Source organism: Shewanella sp. TC10 (assembly GCF_009663145.1).
Taxonomy (GTDB): domain Bacteria; phylum Pseudomonadota; class Gammaproteobacteria; order Enterobacterales; family Shewanellaceae; genus Shewanella.
This window is the reverse complement of the sequence record NZ_VKHR01000009.1, coordinates 1-15,924: the sequence shown is the minus strand read 5'-3', so window position 1 is coordinate 15,924 and position 15,924 is coordinate 1. Positions and strand designations below refer to the sequence as shown.

Here is a 15,924-nt window from a genome sequence, read left to right as displayed (position 1 = left end):
TAATTCTACTTTGGTATAAATGTCAAAAAATGATGTATTTAATAGTTTACGGTCGGTAAATAAATTACATGTTAATTTTCCATTTGTGGTTATTGGATAAGTTGTAAGACAATTTACCAATAATTTTTCCATTATAATTCAATATATGTTTTATCTATTGTTTTTCAGTGGCTTAGGTTTACCGCTTCTTTGGTAATACCAATTTAAAATTGAGTTTATCCCTGATTTCTATCCATTTGGGGTTGTTGCAAATGCAAAGGTTTCTCGTTAGGTTTTAGTTCGAAACAAACATTTGATGGTTAAATATTGGCAGGTTTGTTGAGAGATAGAGAAAAGCATAGACCGTATAGCTAAACGTTAAAGCTGAAATGAACTGGCTTCTCTCTTTTTAAAACCGACTCATGCTCAAGGGGCTTAATATGACAGCAGAACAATTAGTGGCTAGATATGCGAATTCACAGCCAAGTGCTGATATCGATTTACCGACAAGTGTCGATCTTGCGTTAATCGGTCCAAAGGTCCCAGGCCAAGAAACTATCTTTAATGACGGTGCGCTTTCTTTATTAGCAACACTGTGTGCTGAGTTTAATCAAGAAGTACCAGAACTTCTGAACAAGCGTAAGCAAAAGCAACAACGAATAGACAATGGTGAGTTACCTGACTTTTTACCTGAGACTCGCGCTATTCGAGATGGTGAGTGGGCTATTCGTGACATGCCAGAAGATTTAACAGATCGCCGAGTTGAAATTACCGGCCCTGTAGATCGCAAAATGATTATTAATGCACTGAATGCCAATGTAAAAGTGTTTATGGCAGATTTTGAAGACTCTTTAGCACCGAGTTGGGAAAAAGTCGTTCAAGGTCAAATTAACCTCCGTGATGCAGTAAGAGGTGACATTAGCTTTACTGCAGAAAACACAGGTAAACATTACGAATTAGATGAAGACCCAGCGGTTTTAATTTGTCGTGTACGTGGATTGCACTTAAAAGAAAAGCATATTGAATTCAAAGGCGAACCAATTCCAGCTGGGTTGTTCGACTTTGCGATGTATTTTTATCATAACTATCACCAGTTATTGGCGAAAGGCAGCGGCCCTTACTTTTACATACCAAAACTTGAAAGCCATATTGAAGCGCGTTGGTGGGCAAAGGTATTTGCTTTTGTAGAAGACCGCTTTTGTCTAAAGCCTGGCACCATAAAATGTACTTGCTTGATTGAGACACTACCTGCGGTTTTTGAAATGGATGAGATCCTTTATGAACTGCGCTCAAACATCGTTGCATTGAACTGTGGCCGTTGGGATTATATTTTCAGTTATATCAAAACACTGAATAAACACGCTGACCGTGTATTACCTGACAGACAAGCTGTAACAATGGATACACCATTTTTAAGTGCATATTCACGCTTACTGGTTAAAACCTGTCATAAGCGTGGTGCACTAGCAATGGGAGGCATGGCAGCCTTTATCCCAGCTAAAACCCCTGAAGCAAATGAACAAGTATTGCAGAAGGTAAAAGGCGACAAAGAACTTGAAGCTCGTAATGGGCACGACGGCACATGGGTGGCGCACCCTGGGTTAGCTGATACAGCAATGACCATTTTTAATGATTACATCGGTAATGGAACTAACCAGCTGCATATCACCCGCGATGTTGACGCGCCAATTTTAGCTGATGAGTTACTGACACCATGTGAAGGTGAACGAACTGAAGAAGGCATGCGTTTAAATATACGTATTGCACTGCAATATATTGAAGCGTGGATCCAAGGCAACGGTTGTGTACCAATCTATGGTTTGATGGAAGATGCTGCTACTGCTGAAATCTCACGTACTTCAATTTGGCAATGGATCCAGCACGAAAAGTCATTATCAAATGGAAAGTTAGTCACTAAGGCTTTGTTCAAAAGTATGTTAAGTGAAGAGCTTGGCACGGTAGAGCATGAGTTAGGTAGTGAACGGTTTAACCAAGGTAAGTTTAATCAAGCGGCGACCTTATTTGATGAGATCACCACATCAGATGAACTCGTCGACTTTTTAACCTTACCAGGATACGAGCTTTTAACTGCTTAATTTTAAAAGATTGAAAAGGGTTAATTACTACTTCGTGGGAAGAGTCACTTAAATGAGTGACTCATTCCTGAAACAGTTTAGCTGCTTTGCAGCTGATTTGCCCCGGTGTTACTCACCTACAGGTTTCATCGGGTTTTTATCCAGTATTTGGAATATTAGCGTCAGCTAGTTGTGGTTCTTAATGCGAGGATTTTTAACTTCCTACCCAGTAAGTTTTCAACCATTCGCTTGTGTTGCGGCTCTTCGGAGCCGTTTTTTTTGTCCAAAAAATGTTGATAAAAGGTTATAGTAAAAATACTGTCATACTTGATGAGTAAGTATTTGAAAACTTCACAACCAATAACAAAAGGTGTCGATTACTGGACTAAGCGTATTAGTGATCAAGAAATGCCTGCTTTATGTTCCACAATTAGAGACTTAGAGAAACTGGCTAAGGATGACGTGTCTTCTTTGGCATCTCTTGGCCGCAGTGTGATGCATGATAATGCTCTAACGACACGTATTTTACGGGTTGCTAATAGTGCGATTTACAATAAAGGCACGAGTCATGTGACAACGGTTAGTCGCGCTGCTGTCGTGTTGGGGTTTGATACTATTCGAAATATTTGCATTACTGCAAAACTGCTCACTAGTTTACTAGAAAACCATAACCTTTCAGAGTCAGTATATCGGCGCTTAATCAAGTTAATGGCGCATTCATTTCAAGCTGCGATGATCTCTCGTGTGATGCTAAAAGACTATGATGAAGCACTACGTGAAGAGGTCTTCATTGCATCTTTATTATATCGAATAGGCGAAAGTGCTTTTTGGAGCATTGGCGGCCAATTTGTTGATCATCTTGACCAAGCGCTGCTGGTTTGTGACTCAACAAAACAACAAAAAGTGGTGGTGAGAGAAAAACTAGGTACTTCGTTTTCCCAGCTCACCCAAAGCATTGCTAGGGCCTGGGGCTTAGGCGATGTATTAACGACTTCGCTATCTCATCCTGATGAAAGAATGCCTGAAATCCGCAGTATTTTTCTGGCTAACGAAATAACCGATGCGTTAAACCAGCCTCATATTAATGCTGAAAAGCTCAATGAATTATTAACTGCTGCAGCAGAGATTCAAAACATCAGTTTAGCGCAATGTAAAGCCCGTATAAGTCGCTGTGCGGAAGCAACCATTCGTTTAGCTGAAGATTATGGCGCGATTGAATTAGTGCAGCATTTACCCGATACGGCAGAGATAATTTCAACGCTTGATAAACCTGAACAAACCATAGAATCTAGAGAAATAAACTTGGTTTTACAGCTTAAAAAGCTACGTGAATTAACTGAATTAGCCATTCAAAAAGCAGACTTTAATCAAGTGGTACAAACCACCCTCGAAGGTATTTTAGATGGGGTAGGCGTCGACCGCTGTTCGGTTATGTTGCTTTCTCCGAATCGAAAGCAACTATCACCCCGTATTGCATTTGGAGAGGGGGCCGATAAGTTTAAACTTGAGTTACTGATTGAAATGCAAGGTGAGACTAACCCATTTCTGTACAGTATTAATCATAAACAAGCGGATTGGATACATGAGTTTGATGAAAGAGAACCAGACTCGCTAACCTCCTATGTGAGTGCTAATTTTGACGCTAACCAATTCAAATATGGCTACATGATTGCCCCAATTGTGGTTAACGACAAAGCAATAGGTTTGTTTTATGCGGATAAACACCACTCTTCAAGACAAATCACTCAGCAAGACTTTGATAGTTTTTGTCATTTAACTCAGTTAGCGAACCTTTGTTTTGGGCTAGCAGTGCATTAGTTTAATCAGAATACTTAACCTGTCTGAGGTCATCATTGTTTAAAAACCTTATAAATATGAACTTAAATCTTTCGCAAGCCTTCAAAGCGTTAGCATTTAGTGTGTTATTAGTCAGTGTGCTTGTGACAAAAGTGACAGCAGCTGATGAATCTAGCTATTCATCTATTACAAGCTCGCCTGATACCAGCCTAACGACTACCGACTCAACTACTACCGGCTCAACGGCTACCAGTTCAATTAGTGTCAGCAAATTTAATTCTGATAGCCTCATCGTTGAAGATAAATCGAGAAAGCGTTCTATCCCTGTTGAGCTCTATTACCCTTTAGCTGAATTCAATTGTAGGGAAGCTAGCCTGTGCCCAGTAATGATTTTAAGTTCTGGATACGGCTTGCTCCATACTGAATATCAATTCATAAGCCAGCATTTCCAACAGCGAGGTTATTTAGTGATAGCAGTGCGTCATGAATTACCTTCAGACCCACCTTTATCAAGAATTCAACCCTTCGCTGAAACTCGCCATGAAAATTGGCAGCGCGGAGCTGATACACTGAACTTTATTCAGCATTACTTTAGTGAGCAGTACGTTACTTCACAGTACCTTAATCAAAAGCTATCATTAGCTGATTCGTCCTCTTATATAGCTGAACATTTTGATTTTAAACATATCACCTTAGTAGGTCATTCAAATGGTGGTGACATCTCGGCTTTGCTAGCAAACACAGGTGCAAGCAATATTGATAATAAGGTCGATTACATTAGTCGTATCATTACCTTAGACCACCGTAGGGTGCCTCTACCAAGAGATCCAGCAATTAAAGTGCTATCAATAAGAGCAAGTGACTATCCTGCAGATACAGGGGTTCTGCCTTCTGAGGGGGAGGATGCGAGTAATATTTCTGTGATAATGATTGATGGTTCAAGGCACAATGACATGAACGATTATGGTCCTAAGTGGTTAAAGGATAAGATCCTTAGCCTCATTGATGACCATATGCAGATTTAACTATTTTCTATGGCCAAATAACTAAAATCAAAGCCAGTGGATTGAAATAATCCCTGGCTTTTATTATTAATTACCTCTTTGAGCTTTTATCCACTTAAGTATTATTTAGCTCCAATCAGCTTTGCGACCGCTTTAGCATCTTCATTTGGTACTGCAATGCTTAAATGGTACTGCACAATCTTCCAACCGTTTTCTGTTAATTGCAGCGCGCCTGTACCTCGGCATAGCCCATAACTGGCACTTTCAAGTAACTCATCAAATACGATGGTATTGTCGAATTGTAACAACTGACGAGATTTGACTTTGTAATGCCAGCCATCAGTGGGTCTTGCATAACCAGAAAATTGCTCCATATCCCAACGCTCACTTGCATCAGTCCCTAGAAACACAGCTTTAGGGTCGTATAAAGAAAAATAGCTATCCCAGTTGGCATCCGTAGCATCTTGATGAAGTTGATCTAAAAGGTTATCGGCCAGTTGTTTAGACTCAATTGAAATCGTGTCATTGGCTTCAACAGGAAGTGATGACATTACCCACAAACTACTGGTTAGTAAAAGGGCAAGCAGGGCGTTTTGCATGGGAATTCCTTGTTCTTTTTTAATGATAAATCAACTAACAATCAAATTACTGCCAGTTGATAGGGTCAAGCTGATAAAAGTGGCTTAACTCTTTATAAAGTAAATTGTGTTGCTGGTAAAACTCATGGGGCCTTTCAAAAAATGTTTCGCTTATAACAGCGAAAAATTCAGCAGGATTAGTGGCGCCATAATAATTGAATAAAGAAGGTATTTGCTGTCTGGCACAATGCTGTAGAGTTTCAAACTCTTGGCCTAAGATTTTTGACCAAGCAGAATAATGAGTAATGTCGCGAAGTGGCGGTGCACCATTCGCTTGACCATTCTCTTGATCTAGTTGATGGGCGAACTCATGAATTACAACATTTTGACCATCGAATGGATCAGCTGCGCCATCAAGTGTACTTTTCCAAGATAATACTATTTTGCCATTGCCCCATGACTCACCCAACAACACATTACGCTGGTTTGATTCTACGCCAGCGAAATCAGTCCCTCTTTTTTCCACAATAAAAGCGTAAGGGTAAACCAAAATCTGTTTAAGCTTGGGGTAAAAGTTTGTTTTACGGTTGAGTAATAACAAGCATGCTTGTGCCGCGATGGTAACTTTTACTTCATCAGTGATATTGAAACCATCACAGCCGACAAACTCTTTTTCTTCAATGAAGACTTGAATGTGTTTCTTTAACTGCAATTGCAGGTCTGTAGGCATAGCTTTGAAATAGGGGAATCGACGTTTAAGGATTTGTCTCCATGCTTTAGGGAAAGGTTGTTGTGCAATGCTTTCTCGGCGTTGTTGGGTACGCTTAGGCTTAGTGACAATAAGGCCAATGGCAATAATTGAAATTATAATCAGAACCAACAATGCAGTCATATGCCTTCCTTGAAGAGTAATAAGCTTAAATAAGTTATTGGGTGACAACAGGCAAAATTCAAGGGGGTAATTTAGTGACTACTAATTAAAATGTTTTAAAGCCATAAAAAAACTGGCAATCAACTTACGTTGATGCCAGCAAAGAGGGGAGGGATTCTTATAGTTCTTGTATATTGTTTTATGCGTTAGTTAATCACTAGTGTTTGAGTTTTTACTGTCCTTCGTTATGGGGTTATTTAATGTCTATCTCACTTTCTATGGCTCTTTGCTCTTGTTCAGAAAGTGAATAGTGCTGTTGGATTAATTGCCTAATTAACCTCGACTTAGCGGTATGGCTGCTTTGACTAAGCAATGTTAATTGCTCTATCGCAGCTTCGCTTAATGTAAACGTTGACCTTCTAAAAGGCTGTGGTTTACTTGTTAAGTGCAGCTTTTCATTTATTGGCTCATTAGCCTGTGTTAAAGCAAATAATTGCTCCATCGCCTGTTTATTTGAATCATGCTGGCTTTTAGCATTTGTATGAGACTTACCCATTGCATAAGAATTTGCTGCTTCAATAAAATCATCAACCGACATTTGCGGCGAAAATTGGCTATTACATGGCGTAACGTTTTTCTTGAGATCTGCTAGCCCCATAAGTCCCCCTCAGCTGCGTAACATTACCTGCGTCATTACGTTGTTGGATAATCTGCTGTGCATTTTTCACTTCGAGTAATTCGCAAGCAATGTTGCGGATCTCATTTGCAGCTTTTCCGCTAGGGTCAATTTCAATGACAGATAAACCTGACTCTTCACTGTCATCATAAATATTTCGGCTATATGTGATTGATTCAAGTACATTGATATCAAAGGTATTACAGACTTCTTTGGCTTCAAAAATTCTGCCTGCTTGATTAGGTAAACTTGGGCATTGGGTAATGACAAAAGAAGCTTTCATTTTAGGGTTAATCATCTTACAGGTCGCAATGATGTCATCCATATGTTCAACAGTTTTTAAATCGCGACGTTTAGGGCGCAATGGCATCAATGCATGAGATGCGACAGAAAGTGTAGCACGCAGTGCAAGGTTATCTTGTCCGCCACAATCTACAATTACATAGTCATAATGTTGTTCTAGGCTAAGTAAATCGTTACGGATTTTTCCGTATAACTGCACACAATTAATTGGAGGAAGTTCAGGATTATTATTTCTAGCTTGGATCCAGTCTGAGGTGGTTCTTTGAGGGTCACAATCGACCATTATGATGCTTGATTTAGCATCTTTTGCGAGAAAAACCGCGACATTTTGAGCGAGGCAGCTTTTGCCACTACCGCCTTTTTCTCCACCGACTAATATGATCATCTTTACTTCTCCTGATGGGACAACGAGAACGACTTAGTAAAATCTCGTTGTTGTAATACTCGGGCAAATCATGATGCAACTGAACTTTCAGTCAATGAACACGTCATTTAAAAGCAACATTTAACTTTAATGTTATTAACTTTATGTGCTGAGTTGTAACAGGTCAATTGGCGGTAAATTGACGATAAAGTCATTTTGACCTGTTGATGTAATTTTGACTAAAGTGTGTTTTTGGCAGCTTTTTGACTTGCTAGAGTGTAGTGATTTTTGGAGGGTTAAATCTGTTGGTTTTTGGTAGCTTAGAGCGTTAAAACATTGACACTGCACTATTGTCGACCAGTTATTTTCGCCTATTGGTCTTGAGATTGATATGAGTTAATAGCTAAATAGTATTAGAAACTATTCTTATATTTCTAATTGATATATTTAAATTGATTTTTAAATACTCGAAGCAAGTCGTTAAGTGCATAACTCAATCCGCTTGCTAGCTATCGTAATAATTTCATGGTTACGCCTTGCATTGTTATCCGAGCCTGTGCCTGACAAAGCATCTTGAGGTAACATGGGGTTAGATAATAAGTCGTACTGAACAAAGTCGGAAATAAGATTGATGAATGAAGCATTATTATTAGAAGCGATTAACCAAAAGATGCCATTTGGTAAATACGCAGGTAGAAAACTATTGGAGTTACCAGAACCTTATTTAGTTTGGTTTCATGGTAAAGGTTTTCCTGAGGGAAAATTAGGTGAGCAGTTAGCCTTAATGTATGAAGTTAAATTAAATGGCTTGGAAGATATGTTAAGACCTCTACTGAAAAAATAGCTTCATTGAAAGGTTCGTTTTGAGCTTCGCCTGTTAGCATTAAAACTTGAGCAAGAACTGTTTATTAGGGGTAATTGGTGTGGGGATCTACAGTCTTAGACCAAGCCTAACCACCTCTATCTTAATCAGCTAATTCCTTTTTCATGTAAAAACCATTTATCACTTGGTTTTTAGTCATTTGGTAACTAGGTTGAATTTGCTTAAAACCCTGTTTAATAAAAAAGCCTTTAGATAGGTAAGATGCATCTACACTCAGTGATGTATAGTTTTGAGCCTGTGCCCAGCTTTCAAGAGTATGAAAAAGCTTCGCTGCTAACCCTTGACGCTGCAGGGACGGCAGTACATACAAACTATCTATATAGCCTCTGCTGTGAAAATGGGTTTCAACATTTATTATCCCCACTACTTTTTGCGCTTCAGTCGCTGGACTATCTGCCACTAATAGCCAGCTTTGGCTTCGCTGAAGTCTTTGTTGCCAATGCTTTTTAGATCGAGGCGCACTAGACCATGCATTTAGCTGTTCAGTGTTATAACGAGGGTGCTCTATGCTTTGAACGCAATCATGAACTAACTGGCTCACCGACTCTGCGAACTCGGAGGAAAAGGCAATGATAGAGAGGTTGGTATTATTCATGACTGTTTAACTGCATACTTAAAGGGATAAACCTTGATTTAAAACCAAAAAAAATCGACTAATAATTATTAGTCGATTATGCGTTTATCTGAGACTAAAGCGAGTTATTTCTTCTCGATTTTGCCTACAAATAATAATTCGTCGAAGGTTTTATTAAGCGTGCTGCTTGTGAAGTCATTCATCCACATTTGCTCATTCATGCTAACAGTATCGCCTTTAGTGATGTCAACTTGAGGACCTGCTGCCCAAAAAGTTTTATCTTCAGCTTTAACTTGTACGTACGTGTAGCCACCGCTATTCATTGTGTCTAGTACTTCGCCTTGGTGCATGATACCAGCAGCCCAAGCTGAAGATACGCCTAACGCTAATGTTGCTGCAGCTGCTAATTTGATTAATTTTGCTTTCATGAAATCGTTTCCTATTTGATTAGGCTAATATTTGCAATGATTCAAGTCATGAACCTACATAAAGATACATCATTAAATCATGAAGCTAATACAGGGTCTGTGATCAGCTGCAGATTTGTGAAGTCTACATTATCATAAATTATATTAACGGCGACTAATGTAGCTTTTTCGAGTCGATAAAAAACCATTTTCTCATTCACTCAAGGGAAGTTACGGCCATTCGAGTTAAATTGTCATACTCTTAAGTTAAATAATCTTAATGTAAGTTGCTTAAACGAATGTCCTTAAACTCATTCCTTTGAAACGTCATGCCTTAAAAGTGTCCTTCAACTAAGAGAACATTGGTTAAAGTGTTTTAAATTAAGTCATCGATTATCTGTGACTGATGTAATACACATTTGGTTGCAACGGGTTTTCGATTAAATTGCCATGTTGGGATACAAAGTCTACAAATGCTTCTGGTAAAGTCATAGAATTTAAATCTTGCTGCCAGTGCGCTTTTAATAGGGCGTCATAACCTTCTTTGCCTGCTGCGGTATAAGCACTTGAAACACCGATATAAAGCTTTTCTTTATCAATTTCCCGCCATTCACCTTGCTGATACTCTTCAATCAAAGTAATGCGTTGGTTCATTTCAAGCTTGCCATCATAGAAATAGCGAATGCCGTATGTGTATGGGAAGCTGCCAGCTCCTGTACCTGTTACGCCATTATTTGTGGCTGAGTTAATGGCAGATTCTAATACTTGGTAGAGGAATTTACCCTGAATTTGATATTTAACTAAAGGCAGTTCGAAAGGCAAAATTCGACCAAGCACGTCGGCAACAGATAGGTTCCCTTTATTGAGTGATTGTCTTACGCCGCCCGCGTTATGCAGAGCAAAGTCTAACTCTGGCTCTGATAATTTAGTCGCTTTATACATACTGCGACAAACCCAAGGGGCAATTTCGCTGCCATGGGGAAAGTGTTTACTGGGCAGGCGAGTGTGAATTAAGTCCCTTGGAATATGGGCCAAAACTTGCTCTTCGAGGGCGTTTAATGCAGGGCGGTAATCTCGCATAATAGTCTCATGCACTTCATTGCTAGCTTCACTTCCTAGTATTCCAGGGTGTGATTTTAGTAATGAGGTTACTTGGGATATTTGCTTTGAGCTTGCTTGGAGGGCTGTAGCATCAGTGCCTTCGCTATTCTCTTGAGTGTTTTCATTACTAGCAACAAGTGAAACATCGATTTGCTCATCGAGCATAAAGTAGTTATTGCCCTTAATTGAAATACATAGTCCTTGCTCATCAAACTCAATATCGGCAAGACCTAACACTTCAGCATACTTACTGGCATGAATAATAGGCGTGTTATTGATTGTTTCGGCGTATTCAGTGTGGCTTAAACCTAAGTCACTAAAGTCGCCCTGCAGAGTATGGGAGTGTCCACCAACAATAATACTTAAACCGTCGACTTTCTCTGCAAGTTCACGGTCTTGATCAAGCCCAAGGTGGCTAAGTACAACAATATGGTCGATGCCTTGTTTTTTGAGCATCTTGACCGTGTTGATTGTGGTATCGATAGCATTAATAAAGTGAGTGTCGGGATCGGGTCTAGCAATAAGTGGCATTTGATCAAGGGTGATGCCGACAATAGCAATTTTTTTATCGTAAAAAGGTTTGATTAATACTTTCGCGCATTGCTGTTGCTTGTCGTAATCTAACAGCATTGAGTGACCTTTTAATCGCCCCTCTTTATCGGTGAGTTCTTCACTCAGGTCCATATTGCCCGCTAAAAGCGGAAATTCGATGCGGTTTAGGAATGCTAAAACAGGACTGTTACCTGCATCAATCTCATGGTTGCCTAAAACCATAGCATCAGGTTTTAGCATGTTTAGCAGGTGTGCATTAGCTGCACCTTGGAATTCGCGGAAATATAATGTGCCTTGGAAGCTGTCACCACCGTGAAGAAACATGAATGCTTGGTCGCTGCTTTTGGCTTTTTGTCTTGCGGTTTCGATTTGATAACTTAGGCGAGCATAACCACCCGTTTTGGTGTCTGCCTGAAATTTTTGACCATCTAGGCTAAGGGTAAATTGTACTTTGCTCGGCTCAAAATTTGAATGAGTGTCGTTAATATGAGCGAGAGACAGCGTGTAATTATTAGGCATCATTTCCTCTATATTTACAAGGGAGAAAGATTGTAGGAGTCCCTTGCTAGGTTACAAACTCGACTCTGTTCGTTTTCACCTGTGATGTACGCAGTAAAGATATTTTTTGGTCAAAAAAGGGAGCTAGGCTCCCTTTACTTGTTGATTACCTGATATTTGTCGATTAGCTGATATTTGCCGAACAACAAACAATACGGCTTAGTTTTCAATTAATCGTTTACAGGTTTTGGCTCTGATATTGCATTTTTACTGGATTCAGCCTTAATCGCTTGCTCTCCATTAACCGAACTTTCTTGTTTTGAAAATTCACCGTCATCAGATAAAACGATACCTTTATGCTTCATGCGTGTGCTCCATAACTTACGAGCTAATTGCTGCATATCGGTGACAGGATCGTTTGAATCAACAATTTCTAAGCCTAATAGCGATTCAACAATATCTTCAAGAGTGACGATGCCTTCACCAGAACCATATTCATCAACAATCATCGCAATTTTAGTATTACGCTTAATCATTAATTCGAAAATAGGCAAAATTTTGGCCGTTTCAGGAATAACCAGCAGGTTTTTCTTTAATACTCCAATAGACTCTTTTGGAGTATAGCGTTCTGCTTGGATAATGTTGTTACGGTTTACGTAGCCAATAATATTATCTGGGTCGTCTTCGTAAACAGGAATACGGGTAAAAGGTTTGGCTAAATATTGCTGCACAAACTCGCCTTGTGATAAATGCAGTGGCAGCTTAAACATCACTGTTCTTGGCGTCATGATGGCTGATACAGGCATTTCTTTAACTGACAACATTTGAGTTAAAATTGCAGACTCTTGTTTGTCTAGTTCACCTGAACGCAAACCAATTTCAGCCATTGCACTCATTTCTTGACGAATATATTGTCCTTCATCACCTTTGCCCATTAATTTGGTCACTTGTGATGACATCCAAATTAGCGGCTTAGTGAGCCTTTCCATCCATACCAGAATCAAAGATACCGGTGCCGCAAGCGAGCGCCAGTAATTAGCTCCTAATGTTTTAGGAATGATTTCTGAAAAGAATAGAATTAAGAAGGTAAGCACACCAGAGAATAAACCGAGCATTTCGTCACCAAATACTTTGGCTGCTTGGGCACCTGCAACGGCTGCACCAACAGTATGAGCAATGGTATTTAATGTCAGAATAGAAACTAGTGGTGATTCCACATTTTGTTTCTGTTTATCAAGCCGCTCAGCAGCTTTCGGGTTAGTTTTTGCCAAATTGGCAATATAACTGGGAGTAACAGAAAGTAATACCGCTTCAAATACACTGCAAAGAAACGAGATTGCAATGGCGATAAATACTATAATGATAAGAGTTATCATAAAGGTGGAATTACACCTCCATATGGCAGACCAATATTAGTCCGAGGAAATTTTAGCATAGTCACGAAAGTATCAAAGCTTTAATACACGTGCACTGGCGAAATTTTGTAAGGATCTGTATAATTCGCCGCCCGCCAGCAGGTTTTAGGTTTTTTTGAGGTTACACAAGATGAGTGAGAAAAAGATCAATTTATTGGATCTTGATCGTAAGGCAATGAGAGCGTTATTCACCGAAATGGGCGAAAAACCGTTCCGTGCTGATCAATTGATGAAATGGCTTTATCACTTTGGTGTTAGCGACTTCGAAGAAATGAATAACATAAACAAAGCACTACGAGCTAAGTTAGCGCGTAAGTGTGAAGTGGTTGCACCTGAAATTTCTAACTTCCAGAAGTCGGAAGATGGCACCATTAAGTTTGCAATTAATGTCGGCCAAGGCCAAGAAGTTGAAACGGTTTATATCCCAGAAGAAGACAGAGCAACTTTGTGTGTATCGTCTCAAGTGGGCTGTGCACTGGAGTGTACTTTCTGCTCAACCGCGCAGCAGGGCTTTAACCGTAATTTGACTGTTGCAGAAATCGTTGGCCAAATTTGGCGAGTGTCGCAGTTTTTAGGTTTCCAGAAAGAAACCGGTGACCGTCCAATCACTAACGTTGTGATGATGGGCATGGGTGAGCCGTTACTTAACTTGGCTAACGTTATCCCAGCCATGGACATTATGCTCGATGACTTCGGTTTTAGTTTATCAAAACGCCGCGTGACTTTATCAACTTCAGGTGTGGTACCTGCGTTAGATAAATTAGGTGATGCATTGGATGTGGCTTTAGCAGTCAGTATTCATGCACCAAATGATGAATTACGTGATGTGCTAGTGCCGGTAAATAAAAAATATCCACTGCAAGAATTTTTAGCTGGTATTCGCCGCTACCTGGAAAAGTCTAATGCCAACCGCGGCCGTGTAACTGTTGAATATGTGATGCTTGATCATATTAACGACAGCACTGACCAAGCTCATGAATTAGCTAAGTTAATGAAAGATACTCCATGTAAAATTAACTTAATTCCATTTAACCCTTACCCTGGTTCTCCATACGGTCGCTCTTCTAATTCGAGAATTGACCGTTTCTCAAAAGTATTAATGGAATATGGGTTAACAGTGATTGTGCGCAAAACTCGTGGAGACGACATTGATGCTGCTTGTGGTCAATTAGCGGGTGACATTCGTGACAGAACTAAACGATTAGCGAAAAAACGCATGCAAGAAAACGCTATTTCGGTCACAATGGATTAACTCTTTGTTTGTATAGATTAATAGGCGTAAGAAGTATGCACGGATTGCCGAAGCTTTTAATAATTGTTGCCATATCATTTCCTTTGGTAGGTTGTGTTACGGAAAGAACGTATACTGGTACAGATATCCCTGTTTCTGAAAGAACATTGGATAAAACTTCAGCGGCAAAAGAAAGAATGCAGTTGGGGTTAACTTACTTACAACGTGGCAACATGGAGCAGGCAAAGTTTAATTTGAATCGTGCAGTTGAGTATGCGCCGCAGTTAAGTGCTGTGCATACTGCTATGGCTTATTACTATCAAACGGTTGATGATGTAGTGCGTACTGAAGAGTCTTATCGCAAAGCTATTAACACCAGTGACGCTACTGGTGATGCGATGAATAACTTTGGTGTGTTTCTATGCCAACAAGAAAAGTTTAGTCAAGCCGAAGCAATGTTTAAAAATGCCATTGATTCAAAAGAATATACCCGCACCGCGTCAAGCTACGAAAATTTAGGTGTGTGTAGTCTTTCTGCTGGTGATCCTGAAAAGGCCAAACAGTACTTTGAAAGTGCATTACGTTACGATCCAAGAAGACAGTCCACCTTGATGGAGCTGATTGATTTAGCTATCGCAGAAAATGATTATGATGCAGCAAAATCAAGTTTGCAGCGATTCCATCGAGTGGCACAGCAAACGCCTGAAAGTTTAGCTTTAGGAATTAAAATATCGCGAGAATTGGCGGATGATGAAGCGGTTAAACGCTATGGCATTACTTTAATTGCCAAATATCCCACCTCTGAACAAGCGAAAGAATACAGGGCTACTTTGCATTAATGACGAATAATAACAATGAAAACTCCCAGCTTGACGACAATCAAGTTGATGGGAATGACACTGACCAAACTGAGTTACTAGAAGAAGTATCGACTGCAGGTATGCTGTTAAGAACAGCGCGAGAGGCAAAAGGTTTATCGGTTGACGCCGTCGCAACCCAGTTACATTTGCGTCCTAGTGTCATTGAAGATATTGAAAACGATATATTTGATAATATAGCGTCGGCAACATACGCCCGCGGTTATGCAAAAAACTATGCAAAGTATGTTGAGGCAGATGCAGAAGCCATACAGCAATGTTTAGCGCAACAATTACCTGACGAAACAGCAGCAATGCAAAGTTTCTCTCGTAAAACGACTCGTGAAGCTCGTGATAGTCGTTTAACGATAGTGACTTACTTGATTATATTAGCTTTACTAGCCTTGCTTGTTGTGTGGTGGGTACAAAAAGATTCACTGCTCAGTGGTATTGATTTATCAAAACCAACAGCAGAAGAAGTGGCTGCAGCAAATGTTCCTGTTGCGAGCCAAACTGAAGATTTATTAGAGCCTGAAATTGATCCTAGTTTGGCATATATTGAACCTTCAGATATGCCTACTGAGTCATTAATGCCTGAGAGTCGTGAAATTCAAACTACTGATGATTTGGCCAATGTTACTAGTGCTAATAGTGACAATAGTGATAATAGTGACAATGACGTTGAAACATTGCAGTCGGCAAGTGCATTAGTTGTTGCAGCGGGCACTGCGCAAAATAATCCTGAGTCATTGGCAGCAR

General features: G+C 39.8%; 15 protein-coding genes. 7 read left to right on the top strand and 8 right to left on the bottom strand.

The window, feature by feature from the left end:
- The first annotated feature begins 419 nt into the window (after positions 1 to 419).
- The 3 genes from aceB to FNZ24_RS04775 all read left to right on the top strand — a co-directional run bounded on the left by aceB (position 420) and on the right by FNZ24_RS04775 (position 4,876).
- Positions 420 to 2,075 (top strand): malate synthase A, encoded by a 1,656-nt coding sequence (gene aceB, locus FNZ24_RS04785; RefSeq protein ID WP_153913333.1) that lies wholly within the window; start codon positions 420 to 422, stop codon positions 2,073 to 2,075.
- Positions 2,076 to 2,396: 321 nt separating this feature from the next.
- Positions 2,397 to 3,872 carry an HDOD domain-containing protein gene (locus tag FNZ24_RS04780; protein WP_416384814.1) on the top strand — a complete coding sequence of 492 codons (1,476 nt, stop codon included), beginning with the start codon at positions 2,397 to 2,399 and terminating at the stop codon, positions 3,870 to 3,872.
- A gap of 56 nt (positions 3,873 to 3,928) precedes the next feature.
- Positions 3,929 to 4,876 carry an alpha/beta hydrolase gene (locus tag FNZ24_RS04775; RefSeq protein ID WP_228768379.1) on the top strand — a complete coding sequence of 316 codons (948 nt, stop codon included), beginning with the start codon at positions 3,929 to 3,931 and terminating at the stop codon, positions 4,874 to 4,876.
- A 101-nt stretch (positions 4,877 to 4,977) separates the two neighbouring features.
- On the opposite strand, the gene FNZ24_RS04770 is transcribed toward FNZ24_RS04775, so the two are convergent.
- From FNZ24_RS04770 to FNZ24_RS04755, 4 genes are all read right to left on the bottom strand, one after another.
- Positions 4,978 to 5,454: a nuclear transport factor 2 family protein gene (locus FNZ24_RS04770; protein WP_153913331.1), complete on the bottom strand. Its 477-nt coding sequence runs from the start codon at positions 5,452 to 5,454 to the stop codon at positions 4,978 to 4,980.
- A gap of 46 nt (positions 5,455 to 5,500) precedes the next feature.
- Complete coding sequence (locus FNZ24_RS04765; RefSeq protein WP_153913330.1) at positions 5,501 to 6,325, bottom strand: M90 family metallopeptidase; 825 nt, start codon at positions 6,323 to 6,325, stop codon at positions 5,501 to 5,503.
- A 232-nt stretch (positions 6,326 to 6,557) separates the two neighbouring features.
- Positions 6,558 to 6,962, bottom strand: a complete 405-nt coding sequence (locus FNZ24_RS04760) for a CopG family transcriptional regulator (protein ID WP_153913329.1) — start codon at positions 6,960 to 6,962, stop codon at positions 6,558 to 6,560.
- Positions 6,922 to 7,668 (bottom strand): AAA family ATPase, encoded by a 747-nt coding sequence (locus tag FNZ24_RS04755; protein WP_153913328.1) that lies wholly within the window; start codon positions 7,666 to 7,668, stop codon positions 6,922 to 6,924. The genes FNZ24_RS04760 and FNZ24_RS04755 overlap by 41 nt, the downstream gene beginning before the upstream one ends.
- 610 nt (positions 7,669 to 8,278) lie before the next feature.
- Between FNZ24_RS04755 and FNZ24_RS04750 the strand changes: the two genes are divergently transcribed.
- Positions 8,279 to 8,491 carry a DUF3820 family protein gene (locus tag FNZ24_RS04750; protein ID WP_153913327.1) on the top strand — a complete coding sequence of 71 codons (213 nt, stop codon included), beginning with the start codon at positions 8,279 to 8,281 and terminating at the stop codon, positions 8,489 to 8,491.
- A gap of 121 nt (positions 8,492 to 8,612) precedes the next feature.
- Here FNZ24_RS04750 and FNZ24_RS04745 read toward each other — a convergent pair whose 3' ends face one another.
- The 4 genes from FNZ24_RS04745 to FNZ24_RS04730 form a co-directional block, all read right to left on the bottom strand.
- Entirely contained in the window at positions 8,613 to 9,125 is a 513-nt protein-coding gene (locus tag FNZ24_RS04745) for a GNAT family N-acetyltransferase (protein ID WP_153913326.1), read from the bottom strand.
- A 104-nt stretch (positions 9,126 to 9,229) separates the two neighbouring features.
- On the bottom strand, positions 9,230 to 9,532 hold the full coding sequence (locus tag FNZ24_RS04740; protein ID WP_153913325.1) for an NrfJ: 303 nt from the start codon (positions 9,530 to 9,532) through the stop codon (positions 9,230 to 9,232).
- A gap of 372 nt (positions 9,533 to 9,904) precedes the next feature.
- The gene (locus FNZ24_RS04735; RefSeq protein ID WP_153913324.1) at positions 9,905 to 11,683 is read right to left on the bottom strand and encodes a bifunctional metallophosphatase/5'-nucleotidase; all 1,779 of its coding nucleotides are present in this window, start codon (positions 11,681 to 11,683) and stop codon (positions 9,905 to 9,907) included.
- 209 nt (positions 11,684 to 11,892) lie between these two features.
- Positions 11,893 to 13,038, bottom strand: coding sequence for a CNNM domain-containing protein (locus FNZ24_RS04730; RefSeq protein WP_153913323.1), 1,146 nt, complete (start codon positions 13,036 to 13,038; stop codon positions 11,893 to 11,895).
- 169 nt (positions 13,039 to 13,207) lie between these two features.
- On the opposite strand from FNZ24_RS04730, the gene FNZ24_RS04725 reads away from it, so the two are divergent.
- The 3 genes from FNZ24_RS04725 to FNZ24_RS04715 all read left to right on the top strand — a co-directional run.
- On the top strand, positions 13,208 to 14,329 hold the full coding sequence (locus FNZ24_RS04725; protein WP_153913321.1) for a bifunctional tRNA (adenosine(37)-C2)-methyltransferase TrmG/ribosomal RNA large subunit methyltransferase RlmN: 1,122 nt from the start codon (positions 13,208 to 13,210) through the stop codon (positions 14,327 to 14,329).
- A gap of 35 nt (positions 14,330 to 14,364) precedes the next feature.
- A complete protein-coding gene (pilW, locus tag FNZ24_RS04720; RefSeq protein WP_153913319.1) occupies positions 14,365 to 15,147 on the top strand; it encodes a type IV pilus biogenesis/stability protein PilW in 783 nt (260 codons plus the stop codon).
- Positions 15,147 to 15,924: helix-turn-helix domain-containing protein (locus tag FNZ24_RS04715; RefSeq protein WP_153913317.1), on the top strand; the 778-nt coding region annotated here is incomplete at its 3' end. The genes pilW and FNZ24_RS04715, both read left to right, overlap by 1 nt.

Bases quoted from the DNA above. Each gene is read 5' to 3' on its own strand.
- aceB (WP_153913333.1), top strand. From the start codon at position 420: ATGACAGCAGAACAATTAGTGGCTAGATATGCGAATTCACAGCCAAGT.
- FNZ24_RS04775 (WP_228768379.1), top strand. From the start codon at position 3,929: ATGAACTTAAATCTTTCGCAAGCCTTCAAAGCGTTAGCATTTAGTGTG.
- FNZ24_RS04770 (WP_153913331.1), bottom strand. From the start codon at position 5,454: ATGCAAAACGCCCTGCTTGCCCTTTTACTAACCAGTAGTTTGTGGGTA.
- FNZ24_RS04765 (WP_153913330.1), bottom strand. From the start codon at position 6,325: ATGACTGCATTGTTGGTTCTGATTATAATTTCAATTATTGCCATTGGC.
- FNZ24_RS04760 (WP_153913329.1), bottom strand. From the start codon at position 6,962: ATGGGGCTAGCAGATCTCAAGAAAAACGTTACGCCATGTAATAGCCAA.
- FNZ24_RS04755 (WP_153913328.1), bottom strand. From the start codon at position 7,668: ATGATCATATTAGTCGGTGGAGAAAAAGGCGGTAGTGGCAAAAGCTGC.
- FNZ24_RS04750 (WP_153913327.1), top strand. From the start codon at position 8,279: ATGAATGAAGCATTATTATTAGAAGCGATTAACCAAAAGATGCCATTT.
- FNZ24_RS04745 (WP_153913326.1), bottom strand. From the start codon at position 9,125: ATGAATAATACCAACCTCTCTATCATTGCCTTTTCCTCCGAGTTCGCA.
- FNZ24_RS04740 (WP_153913325.1), bottom strand. From the start codon at position 9,532: ATGAAAGCAAAATTAATCAAATTAGCAGCTGCAGCAACATTAGCGTTA.
- FNZ24_RS04735 (WP_153913324.1), bottom strand. From the start codon at position 11,683: ATGCCTAATAATTACACGCTGTCTCTCGCTCATATTAACGACACTCAT.
- FNZ24_RS04730 (WP_153913323.1), bottom strand. From the start codon at position 13,038: ATGATAACTCTTATCATTATAGTATTTATCGCCATTGCAATCTCGTTT.
- FNZ24_RS04725 (WP_153913321.1), top strand. From the start codon at position 13,208: ATGAGTGAGAAAAAGATCAATTTATTGGATCTTGATCGTAAGGCAATG.
- pilW (WP_153913319.1), top strand. From the start codon at position 14,365: ATGCACGGATTGCCGAAGCTTTTAATAATTGTTGCCATATCATTTCCT.